This window comes from Alteromonas sp. KS69 (assembly GCF_003989595.1).
GTDB classification, from domain to species: domain Bacteria; phylum Pseudomonadota; class Gammaproteobacteria; order Enterobacterales; family Alteromonadaceae; genus Alteromonas; species Alteromonas naphthalenivorans.
Window position 1 is genome coordinate 87,578 of sequence record NZ_PYHU01000044.1, and the last position, 11,860, is coordinate 99,437.

The following is an 11,860-nucleotide window of genomic DNA, read 5'->3' on the forward strand; positions in this document are numbered from 1 at the left end:
TGCATATACAGTGTTTTGGCGAAGTAGTTGATAACCCCTAAGAAAAGAGGGGCAAAATAAAAAGGGGTTGGGGAAAGTAAATATGATAAATACGAAAAAACCGATACTCGTTTCCCAGTATCGGTTTTATTATCTAGCTTAGCGCTTCAATCACCCTAGTGGGTGATAATACCTATGCGCTTGGCGCTTCAGCTTGTGCTTCTTCAGGTTTAACCACTGACAATTGCATGCTGCGAATTGGGTTGTCTGTACCATTTGAAAGCTCAACCAAACGGTTCAATTGGCCTGCTGACATCATTACCGCGTACATAGCGCCTAAGAAACCAGACTTGTGAAGCTCAGTCACTTTCTCTTCTGGCAACTCAAGTACTTTCTTTTCGTTAATGCTTAGCATGCCAGTAACGTTACGTTGTTGGCCGCTTTGGTAAGTAAGACGAATTTGAATTGGGTCTAGCAGGTCTAGGTCAACAACTTGTTGAACAAAACGCTGAGTCATCATTTCGCTGTTAGCAAGGTCAGCTAAAAACTGCTGACGGTTTTGCAAGAATTCCGTTGGCTCACCAGCGTCAGTAAATAAGGCTTCACCTTCTTCACCGATTAGGTCGCTGTTTTCATCAATGTATACGCCTAACTTCTCGCCATCAGGGCGAACATCAAAAGGGTAACGAAGAATGTTCATTGGAACGTGAGGGCCCTGCCATTTGTCGCCAGTAAGAAACAGGTTTTTGTTCTGTTCCATGCCAAGCATTGCAACAACATGGTGGCGCTTAGCGTTAGCATCTTCAATAAATACTAGCGGCATAGTGGCAGCCAATTGAGCAAACTCACGAATAGTGGCTGCAGCAAGGTGCGTATCTTTCGCAAACTTAAAGGTATTGCTAACCGCGACTTTTAAGTCTTTGTGTTTTTCTTTATCTAGCGGTACAAAATTAATAGCCATTTTACTTTCTCATACTTGTTTACTGTGGCCCCTGTAAAATAACTGAGAAGTGAGGGGTGCCACGAAAAATTATGTAGGCCGCGCGGATGAACTCACTCTCATCCTATTCGGCGACGCGCTCGGGAGTATCCCGCATTCGCGTTATGAAGTCACGCGTCAACACAATAACAAGTTTTAAATTTTTATTGCAATGTAAAATTAAAGTGAATGGTAGTAACCGCTCTAAAAACGCACAATTTAACTGTTTTTAGGGGCTTTGAGAATAAAAAAGCCCGAAATGAAAGGAAATCAGAAGAAATAAAAGATTAAGGCGTTCGGGCCATTGTAGGCATGAAGGTTTTCTTTTAGTCTTTTGTCTTACAACAACGATAAGGAAAAACAAAAATGAAGGGCTTCTTCCCGCTAAAATCTTGTGCACTCGCGATCTCCACTTTACTTTGCGCGCAGGCTGTTGCTGCCGATGTCCCCACTTATGCCGCAAGCGAAAAAGCGGTAAAAATAGCCCAAGAAACGATTATTGTTGATGGCCATATTGATGTGCCTTATCGGGTTAAAAATGCATGGGTAGATGTCACCAAAGCCACAGAAGGCGGAGACTTTGATTACCCTCGCGCGGTCAAAGGCGGTTTAAATGCCCCTTTCATGTCAATTTACGTACCTGCGAGTTTAGATAATTCACCGGAATCTACCCAGCTTGCTCATCTGCTTATTGATTCTGTGGAAGCCATTGTGGCGCGAGCCCCTGATAAATTTGCCATTGCCAAAAGCCCGTCAGACGTAAAAGCCCAGTTCGAGAAAGGCATTATTTCATTACCCATGGGGATGGAAAATGGCTCTCCACTTCAAGGCGATTTAGCTAATTTAGAAGCGTTTCACGAACGTGGCATTCGCTACATTACACTTGCGCACAGTCAGTCGAATCATATTTCAGATTCGTCATACGATTTGCGCCGTCAGTGGAACGGGTTAAGCCCGTTTGGTAAAACACTGGTTACTGAGATGAACAACATCGGCATCATGCTCGATATTTCTCATGTATCTGACGATGCCTTTTATCAAGTTATTGAGCTGACCAAGGTCCCTGTCATTGCGTCTCACTCATCGCTTCGCCGCTTTACACCTGGCTTCGAGCGTAATATGAATGACGAAATGGTTAAAGCGCTTGGCGATAATGGCGGCGTTATCATGATCAACTTTGGCTCAAGCTTTGTCACAAAAGAAGCGGGTAAATGGCGTACAGGGTTAACACAAGCGCGCAAAGCATTAATTGCCGCTGAAGGTGAAGATAGCCCGAAACTGGAAGACTTCGAAGCTAACTACCGTAAAGAAGTACCTTACCCTTACTCAACACTTGATGAAGTGCTTGACCACATCGACCATGTGGTAGAGCTGGTTGGTATTGAGCACGTAGGAATTGGTTCTGATTATGACGGCGTAGGTGACTCGTTACCTATCGGCCTGAAAGATGTGGCTAGCTTTCCTAATTTAGTTCAGGGGTTACTGGACAGAGAATACAGCCGTGCAGATATTGAAAAAATCTTGAGCGGAAATTTACTGCGTGTATGGACCCAAGTGGAAGAATACGCCAGCAAGCATTAATCGTTGAAATAAAACAGCCGAACAAATACTAAAAAGGCAGTTAGGTTATCCTAACTGCCTTTTTGTTTCTAAGGTGGTTATGTAGCGTGTTTTCTTACGAACGTCGCTTCATCTGCCACGCCTGAACAAGGTAAAACATAGTAGGTAGCACAAACAGAGTTAGCGCTAGCGCACTTAACATGCCTCCTACCATGGGTGCAGCAATACGTCGCATAATTTCAGCACCGGTTCCCGTTGCATACAGCACAGGTAGTAAGCCTATTATAATAGACAGCGCCGTCATCATTACCGGCCTAACACGCCGGGTGGCGCCTTCAATGATGGCTTCTTTAAGTGCTTGTTTTATTTGCTCAGCAGATGCTTGGGCATGCGTAGTAGAGCAAGCTTTTCCATCAAACGCTTCAACCGCTTGATGCAGGTACACCAGCATAATAACGCCTATTTCAACCGCGACACCCGCCAAGGCAATAAACCCAACGGCAACGGCTACAGAGAAGTTGAACTCCAGTGCATACAGTAGCCAGTAGCTGCCAATTAGTGCCAATGGCAAGGTAACCATAATAAGTGCTACATCGGCAACTCGCCTGAAGCTTAAATACAGCAGCAACACGATAACGGCTATGGTAAATGGCACCATTATGCTAAGCCGTGCTTCCGCCCTTTCTAAGTATTCAAACTGCCCCGCCCACGTTAAGGAGTAGCCTGGAGGCAATGAAACCGTATTAGCAATATGCTCTTTTGCGCTTTGTACGTAACTGCCTAAATCGCCGCTTTCAATATCGATAAATACCCAACCGTTTAATCGAGCATTTTCGCTTTTTATTGCTGCGGGCCCCACCTCAATAGCAATATCGGCTACCTCGCCCAAGGTAATATTGGCACCGTTTGCTAACACTATGGGAAGTTGTCTTAGCGCTTCTGGAGAATCTCTGTATTGTTGTGGGTAACGCATACTGATAGGAAAACGCTGCCTTCCCTCTACGGTTTCACCCAATGTACGCCCACCTATAGCAGTGTTGATGACCTCTTGGATATCAGCGATATTAAGCCCATATCGCGCCGCCCTATCACGACTAATATCAATAGTGATATAACGCCCACCTGCAACTTTCTCGGCAAATACCGATGCGGTATTCTCAAAGTCTTGTAGCGCTTGTTCTATTTGTACACCCACCTGCTGAATGCCCGCTAATTCTGGCCCCGCTATTTTGATACCCACCGGCGTTTTAATACCAGTAGCGAGCATGTCGATACGCGTTTTAATTGGCATCACCCACGCATTGGATACGCCTGGAAATTGCACCGTACTGTTTAATATTTCCTTCAATTTTGATGTTGTCATACCTGCACGCCACTGGGATTTTGGCTTTAATTGCACAAAGGTTTCTATCATAGTTAAAGGCGCAGGATCGGTAGCGGTATCTGCTCTACCCACTTTACCGAATACATTTTGCACCTCGGGTATTGTGGCAATCAGCTTATCGGTTTGTTGTAGCAACTCTCTGGCTTTGCCCACCGAAATTCCAGGGTAAGTAGTAGGCATATAGAGTAAGTCCCCCTCATCCAAAGATGGCATGAATTCACTACCGATATGCTGCATTGGCCATACTACAGAAACTAACGCAATAAGGGCTGCGAACACTATTTTTCGAGGGTGGTTCAGCGCAGCCGTTAACGCCTTAACATACCCTGTCGAAATAGCCCTGTTTAACGGGTTGCGATGCTCTGCTTTTAGCTTGCCTGTCACGAAATAGCCGGCTAACACTGGCACCAAGGTAATGGCTAACGCCGCAGCGGCAGCCATGGCATAGGTTTTCGTAAAAGCGAGAGGGGCAAACATTCGCCCTTCTTGTGCTTCTAAGGTAAAAACAGGGATAAAAGACACGGTAATTATCAACAGTGAAAAGAACAGGGCTGGCCCCACTTCGGTGGCCGACTTCACCACTAGCGCCCAACGCGCTTCACCTTTTACTTGCTCTCCTTGCGCTGTCGCTCGTTCAATATGCTTATGCAGGTTTTCCACCAACACAATAGCGCCATCCACCATGGCCCCCATAGCAATGGCAATACCACCTAAAGACATAATATTTGCGTTAAGGCCTTGAAACTTCATTACAATAAAGGCCATTAATATGCCAATTGGCAATGTGATTATGGCAACCAGCGACGACCGCACATGAAAAAGAAACACTAAGCAGACGGCACCCACCACAAGTAACTCTTCAACAAGCTTGCTCCATAGGTTATCGACGGCATTATCGATAAGGGTGGAACGGTCGTATACAGGTACAATATTTACGCCATTAGGTAAACTGGCCTTCAACGTTTCAATACGCGCCTTCACATTATCAATGGTCGCCTTAGCATTTTCGCCAAAGCGCATCACCACTATGCCACCTACCACTTCGCCGTTTCCGTTTAGCTCAGCGATGCCTCTTCGCATAAGTGGCGCCTCTACTACACTCGCGACATGGCCTATCGTTATCGCCACGCCATTGTGAACAACGCCTAAAGGAATATTAGCAATATCTTCAGTACCCGTAAGATAGGCAGAAGATGTCACCATATACTCGGCTTCAGCCATTTCTATCACTGACGCCCCCGCTGCATTGTTGCCTCGGGCGAGTGCCGTTTCAATATGACGTAAAGGCACGTTATACGCTTGCAACTTTTGCGGATGAAGTTGCAGTAAATACTGTTTAACCATGCCGCCTACAGAGGCGACTTCCGACACCCCTTGCACGCTTTGCAATTCGTATTTTAAGAACCAGTCTTGCAAAGCCCTAAGCTCACCAGCATCGTAGTTGTGTAACTCATCAACAAGGGCATACATGTAAACCCAACCTACCCCAGTCGCATCAGGCCCCAGTTTGGGTACCACGCCATCAGGCAAGGTTATTTGGCTAAGGTATTCCAGCACTCTGCTTCGTGCCCAATACATATCGGTACTGTCGTCAAAAATAACGTACACATAAGAGTCACCAAAAAATGAAAATCCTCGAACTGTTTTTGCACCCGGCACAGACATTAAGGCAGTGGTGAGCGGATAGGTTACTTGATCTTCCACCACTTGAGGCGATTGCCCTGCATAGCTGGTTTTAACAATCACCTGAACATCTGATAAATCAGGAATAGCATCAATGGGAGTTTGTTTTACCGCTATTACCCCACCAATAGAGATAAACACCGTTGCCAGCAGCACTAATATGCGATTGGCCACCGACCAGCGTATGATGGCTTCAATCATGGTGCATGCCCTCGTGATGCTTGGCCTCGTGATGCTTGGCCTCGTGGTTCACTTCCTGATGATGTACTCCATGATGGGATTTCTCTGGCAGGTTTGATTCTTTTTGGGTTGAATCGTGTTGTGTTGAGCCATGTTTTGTTGAATCGTGTTGCATTAGGTCATGTTGCATTAGCCCCTGCTTAGGCATATCAGACATTGGCTTGTTGTCTTTTACCATTTCCTGATCGCCATGAGACTGCATACGCTTGAAATCTGATGTTTTAGACGACTCTGAATCAATCAGAAACTGCGCCGACAGCACTATTTTGTCACCTTCATTTACGCCTTGAGTTATTTCAATGAACTCCCCGGCTTTACGCCCCACGTTGACGGCTATAGATTTGAAGTTTTCTTCGACGTTCATAACGACTCGGTTTTGGCCGAGATTTTGATTTTGGTCCTGCGACTGTATTTGAATAACGCTTTGATAAGGCACATACAGCACAGGCCTTTCGGTTTGCTTGGTAAAAATCATATTGGCGAACATATTCGGTTTAATATCACCGCTGTCGTTCTTTAAAGTAACCCGTACTTTGAGCGTACGTGTTTCAACATCAAGTGCTGGGTAGATAAAATCAACTTTTCCTGAAAAGATTTTATTTGGCAGATAGTCAAACGTGACCGATACCTGCTGATCAAGTGCCACTTTAGGGACATCTTGTTCAAATACGCGCGCTTCAACCCATACACTGTCTAAACGAGCAATGCTAAGCACCGTGGTGCCAGGTTGAACGTAGAACCCTTCGCGAACGCCTAAATGTTCTACCACGCCGGCTTGGGGAGCAAAGAAGGTAATAGTTTGTGAAACCTCGCGGCTTTTTTCGAGTTGCGCAATAAACCCATCCGATAAGTGCAGCGCTTTTAAACGTTGTTTAGCACCTGCGGCTAAGCGTGTGTCTCCTCGCTTTAGCGCAATAACAAATTCCTCTTGCGCAGTCACCAAAGCAGGTGAATAAAGGGTATACAGTTTTTGCCCTTGGCTAACGGCCTCACCTTCCGTTTTAATAAACAGCTTATCAATCCAACCCTCTACTCTGGGGTGGATATGCACCAAGTAGTCTTCGTTATAGGTAACATTCCCCACAGCACTAAAGGTCAAATCCAGTTGCCCTCGTTTTACCGTGGTAAACTTCACACCCATATTTTGCTGTACCTGGGGTGAAATTGTCACCTCACCTTCACCATGATTTTCACTGCTATCCAATGCCGGATATACAGGCACTAGATCCATGCCCATTGGCGACTTACCCGGTTTATCTCGACGGTAGGCATCATCCATAGGTGCAACCCAATAAAGGGGCTTTTTATTAATTAACTTGTCATCACTGCCAGCAACCACACTCTCAACAGCAGCCTCGCCCTGCATATTTGTATTCCAAACAAACATAGCCGCTGCGCCACCGAGTAACCCGACTATTAAAATAAATAGTGTCTTCATTGTTTTGCTGCTCCGTCGGTAGTGATTTTGTGGGTGTCCATGTTTGAATTAGTGTGGATGTCCACTTTAGTCTCCACTCTAGTCAGTAGTGATTCATTGTTTGATTCAGAGCTTTGAAGTGGGTGTCCATAACCGAATTGTCCATAACCGAATTGTGCACTGGATGGGGTATGCACATGGCTACTTGAAATATGGGTGTCTAGAAATCTGTCTTTTAATCGAGAAACTGTTAACTGATTTTGTTCGTTTGTCAGCGGGTAATATAGGTAAGCGAGTTCGGCTAAAGTCTTTGCTATATCGACGTGAAGCGCTAAGGCATCTAACTTTGCTGATATATATAAGATACGTGCACGCATTACACCGTCGAATGTGCCCTTATCCGCTATGTATGTATTAAGCGCTGACTCGGCTAAACTCTCTGATTGTTCAAGTAGTGCGGTATCAAATAATTGCTGCCTAGCGGACAAACTGACAAGCTCTGCTTCACGTGCTTTAGCAAGGGCTGCTAATCGCCTCACTTCTAGTCGTCGCTGTGTGGATGTCACCCCTAATCTTGCTGCTGATGCCGACACATTTGCATCTTGCCGCTTACTGCTAAACAGCGGTAAATCGACTTGGACACCCACACTAAGGTAAATCGACTTGGACACCCACACTAATAAAGTCAGCCTGACTCATGCCGTTTTGGGCATCTTGTCGATATCCGTAGGCTGCTTCGAAGGCCCACATAGGTTTGGTTTGCTCTTTGGCTAGACTAAGTTTCTGTGTAGCCACCAACTCGTCTTTTGCAAGTAACTGCACAGAAGGATGAGCGTCAATAACATCTAGTACGTCACGTCGTTTGACCTGTCTAGCTACGGATTTATTAAAAGGGAATATATCGTGATGATTAAGGGTTTCGGGCACAGTAAAACTGACTTCACTGGAGAAATCGAACCATCTCGACAACTGCGCTAAAGCCACCGATGCAGCTTGTTGTTTCTGCAAAATCGTATCTTTTAAGCGAAGGCGCTCTAGTCGAATCTGAATAATATCTTGCTGTTGAGTGCTCCCCACACCACTTCGGTAAGACGACTCTACTGTCTCGAGTAATTGCACTAACGAGTGCGACTCTTCTCGTAACAAGGCTAGGGTTTGCTCTGCCCGATACCACGCCAGCCACTCCAGCGACACTTCTCGCAACAACCACGCTCGCCTTGCTGCTCTTTTCACAGGTTCTTTTTGGGCTTGCTCAATGGCAATGGTGCGGGAGATGTTTGCGGAATTCCCCCTTGGCATAGCTTGTCGAATACCCAATTTCAACTGTGTCATAGGCTCTTGATTCAGCGAAAATCCATCTGTTGGCACGCTTTGCAATGTAGTGCTGATTGTGGGGTTATCCCAACTATCAGCCGCATTACTATCGTGCTGATACGCAGCCTCTTCAAGTTTGCTGCCTTGAAAATAAACGTCTTGGTTTAGTGCGAGATGTTGCGCATCTTTAAGACTGAGGGTCGTTGCGAGGGAAGGTGTATTAATTACAAAAAGTAATATCCCTAGCCAAGCACGCTGAAGGTAACAAGTACGTAATCGAACTTGAGTTTGGTAGTTAAAAATCATACCCAGATTAAATGCAAACATGAGAAAACCACATCAATTTCCCTTTGTACTAAGGGAATAAAAAGAAAACCATGGGTGCTATACGCTCCCGCCAGATACAACTATCCTGCGAAAGTGAATTTTGGGGGGCGAAATTGGGTGTTGGGTATAGTGTAAGGAGTTTGGTGGTTAACAAAAACCACCAACGGAGTGGGCGCAATAACTGCTACCGAGAGTTCGTTATTTATGACGGCATAAACAGTGGCACATACACCTGTAGGGCATTGACACTGGACGTCGCAGCACGACTCAGATGTGTCACCGTGCATACTAGATTTCATAGCTTCGCGGGGAGCACTTGAGCCACTATGAATGGCGTGAGCATTTTTTGCAGTAGATTGAGCGCTTGAAGGCGTGATTACTTCGCTTGTAGAAGCGTAAATAGCTGAATGGCACCCACTAGCACCAGCATGCATTTTTTTATTGGCGCGACTTGCTTCTGATGAATTGTACTCAGAATTTGCTTCATTAGACATCACGTCCGCAGGCGTTGTCGCGGCCTTTGAGGTAGCCATTGGCATAGTGTTTGGCATAGCCATTCCCGGCGACAATTTAGTCACCAAGGAAATAACCATTATCAATATGACGACGTAGCCACGTCGCTGCTTTTTCAATTTAGCTATCATGCCTTAAAGCTTAATCGCATTTGTTAGAGCTGTAAAACGCTAGAATTGTTGCGCATAGGTTTTCAGCATCATTGTCATGGTTGAAAATAAAGGATTTGCTTTTGGTACTGCACATTCTTCGTTTTCATTTACCATGACTTTATTGAACTTCATATCGTGTAACATTGACGTGTTCACCACAAGGTCGGCGTGGCACAACGCATAAGATGCATCGATAACAAAAAACGTATTTGGCCCTGCGCTATTTTCCATTAGATTTTCTACACCGTGAATAGGCGTGGTGGCATCAGCTTGAGAGTGCGCAGCAAAAAGAGGCACTTCAATACGCTTGCCGTCTTCGAAGTCGTCGCGAATTTTTTCAATAATATCCATCAACTCTAACCCCGCAAAGCCTGCAACATTTGGGTATTTAAAAGGGTTCGGACCGTGCGTGATATAACTACCATCCACAATTTTCGCCACCCACTTAATACCCCAAATTCTAGACATACTCTCGGCATTTTCAGAAAGTGCCAATGCACCAGAAAACAACATAAGCCCATCTATGTTTTCATTTGTGTCTAGGTACTGATCGACCGCTAATGCGCCACCAGTAGAAAACCCTCCAACAATCAGGGTGTCGCCCATGTCATCAGCTAACGCGATAACCTCATCAACATGTGCTTGCCAACGCTCGGCTAAATCGCTGTCACTCATTGCCCCCTCATCATCTCGCAACCCATGCCCAGGTAACAGTGGAACAATAACGTCGTAGCCTTCGTTGAATAAAATATTGCTAATTTCTCGCATAAAGAAAGGTGAATCACTAAGTCCGTGGACTAGCACGGCCACTTTCTTTGAAGGGGTATCGTGATGCAGCACGAAGGGAGCATTACCTTCGTTGCGAAGTACGTTGCCACATACCGTGTAGCGATGCAGTTTAGAAGATTTACATCGCTGCGTTTCACCCCACTCTTGCTTATAAAAATCAGCAAATCGCGTTAATGCGTCTTGTGTTTCAAGAGTGCTGGCTGCTGCAGAACTAGCGAAAAATGTTCCTATTAATGTGCCTATCAATGCAAAGCACACTACTGCAACAGGAAGTATAGATAATTTTGCGAGAGCAAACTTTGAATGCACGTATATTCTCCAGAAGGCATTACAATTAGCCAATTATAACAAAATAAGGCCATTAAATAATGACCTTACGCTATTACAGTTACACTGTGACGGTATGCTGTTTTAACAAATTTCAGCTCAACAAGCCCTGTTTTAGCACATGTTGTGTTAGTAAGCGCTTTGTTACCGTCGTTACTTGTATTTAGCTAAAATACAATGCTAAGTCGTCTGACCCGCCAATATGCTTACCGCCAATGAATACTTGAGGTACGGTGTCACGGCCAGTCATTGCGTTAAGGCTAGTTAACGAGGCATCTTTCCCTAGTACAATCTCTTCAAAGTCGTAACCCTTGTCGGTTAACAACGCTTTCGCTTTTGTACAAAATGGGCAGTTAGGCTTAGTGAATAGTGATACCGGCGCTTGTTTCTCAGCGCCTGGGGCTATATAAGCAAGCATAGTGTCGGCATCAGAAACCTCAAACGGGTCGCCAGGCACGTCTGGTTCAATGAACATTTTCTCTACAGTGCCGTTTTTAACCAACATAGAATAGCGCCAGCTACGCTTTCCAAAACCTAAATCAGCTTTGTCTACCAACATACCCATACCGTCAGTAAAATCACCATTACCATCTGGTATAACAGTAACATTTTCTGCTTCTTGATCGGCTGCCCATGCATTCATTACAAACGTATCGTTGACTGATATGCACAATATGTCATCTACGCCATGCTGTTTAAAAACTTTGGCGAGTGCATTGTAGCGAGGTAAGTGCGTAGAAGAACATGTAGGCGTAAACGCGCCGGGAAGTGAAAAAACCACCACTGTTTTGTTGCTAAACAATTCTTCAGTGGTTTTAGTTGCCCACGTTTCGCCATCGCGAACAGGAATAGATACGGAAGGTACTTGCTGACCTTCTTTTGATATAAAACGACTTTCTGACATAGTGTTCTCGCTACGCGCAAATAAATGAAGTTGCTAGCATAGAGAAATCTAAGAAAAAAGAACAGCCTCGGTTCATCTAATCCGAGTAAAGGTATGAATTAGCATGCGTAACGACTAATATTAATGCTTATTAAGACACATTAAGCTTTTCAATATTGTGCATCTCACTATATTCTTATTTTATGTTAGACAAAAGTTTCAACCTGTCAGGGAATGATTCAGCCTTACGCTTCCGGCAAGCCGAACTCAAAAAAGCATAACAGTTTTATTTAATGTGTAAATTCTGATTGGA

Annotated in this window: 9 protein-coding genes; 1 reads left to right on the plus strand and 8 read right to left on the minus strand. The window is 44.9% G+C overall.

The window, feature by feature from the left end:
• Window positions 1-172: 172 nt before the first annotated feature.
• Entirely contained in the window at window positions 173-940 is a 768-nt protein-coding gene (locus C7Y69_RS18665) for a SapC family protein (protein WP_126873784.1), read from the minus strand.
• A 384-nt stretch (window positions 941-1,324) separates the two neighbouring features.
• Between C7Y69_RS18665 and C7Y69_RS18670 the strand changes: the two genes are divergently transcribed.
• Window positions 1,325-2,539 (plus strand): dipeptidase, encoded by a 1,215-nt coding sequence (locus tag C7Y69_RS18670; RefSeq protein ID WP_126873785.1) that lies wholly within the window; start codon window positions 1,325-1,327, stop codon window positions 2,537-2,539.
• 94 nt (window positions 2,540-2,633) lie between these two features.
• Here the strand turns inward: C7Y69_RS18670 and C7Y69_RS18675 are convergent, their stop codons facing one another.
• The 7 genes from C7Y69_RS18675 to C7Y69_RS18705 form a co-directional block, all read right to left on the minus strand.
• A complete protein-coding gene (locus C7Y69_RS18675) occupies window positions 2,634-5,786 on the minus strand; it encodes an efflux RND transporter permease subunit (RefSeq protein WP_126873786.1) in 3,153 nt (1,050 codons plus the stop codon).
• On the minus strand, window positions 5,779-7,263 hold the full coding sequence (locus tag C7Y69_RS18680; RefSeq protein WP_126873787.1) for an efflux RND transporter periplasmic adaptor subunit: 1,485 nt from the start codon (window positions 7,261-7,263) through the stop codon (window positions 5,779-5,781). The genes C7Y69_RS18675 and C7Y69_RS18680 overlap by 8 nt, the downstream gene beginning before the upstream one ends.
• Window positions 7,260-7,913, minus strand: a complete 654-nt coding sequence (locus C7Y69_RS18685) for a TolC family protein (protein ID WP_185864201.1) — start codon at window positions 7,911-7,913, stop codon at window positions 7,260-7,262. Before C7Y69_RS18685 ends, C7Y69_RS18680 begins: the two co-directional genes overlap by 4 nt.
• Window positions 7,891-8,883, minus strand: coding sequence for a TolC family protein (locus C7Y69_RS18690; RefSeq protein WP_126873789.1), 993 nt, complete (start codon window positions 8,881-8,883; stop codon window positions 7,891-7,893). The genes C7Y69_RS18685 and C7Y69_RS18690 overlap by 23 nt, the downstream gene beginning before the upstream one ends.
• Window positions 8,884-8,963: 80 nt before the next feature.
• Window positions 8,964-9,515 carry a hypothetical protein gene (locus C7Y69_RS18695; protein ID WP_126873790.1) on the minus strand — a complete coding sequence of 184 codons (552 nt, stop codon included), beginning with the start codon at window positions 9,513-9,515 and terminating at the stop codon, window positions 8,964-8,966.
• A gap of 51 nt (window positions 9,516-9,566) precedes the next feature.
• Window positions 9,567-10,646, minus strand: coding sequence for an alpha/beta hydrolase (locus tag C7Y69_RS18700; RefSeq protein ID WP_013782921.1), 1,080 nt, complete (start codon window positions 10,644-10,646; stop codon window positions 9,567-9,569).
• A gap of 181 nt (window positions 10,647-10,827) precedes the next feature.
• Complete coding sequence (locus C7Y69_RS18705) at window positions 10,828-11,568, minus strand: glutathione peroxidase (RefSeq protein ID WP_013782920.1); 741 nt, start codon at window positions 11,566-11,568, stop codon at window positions 10,828-10,830.
• Window positions 11,569-11,860: the final 292 nt, after the last annotated feature.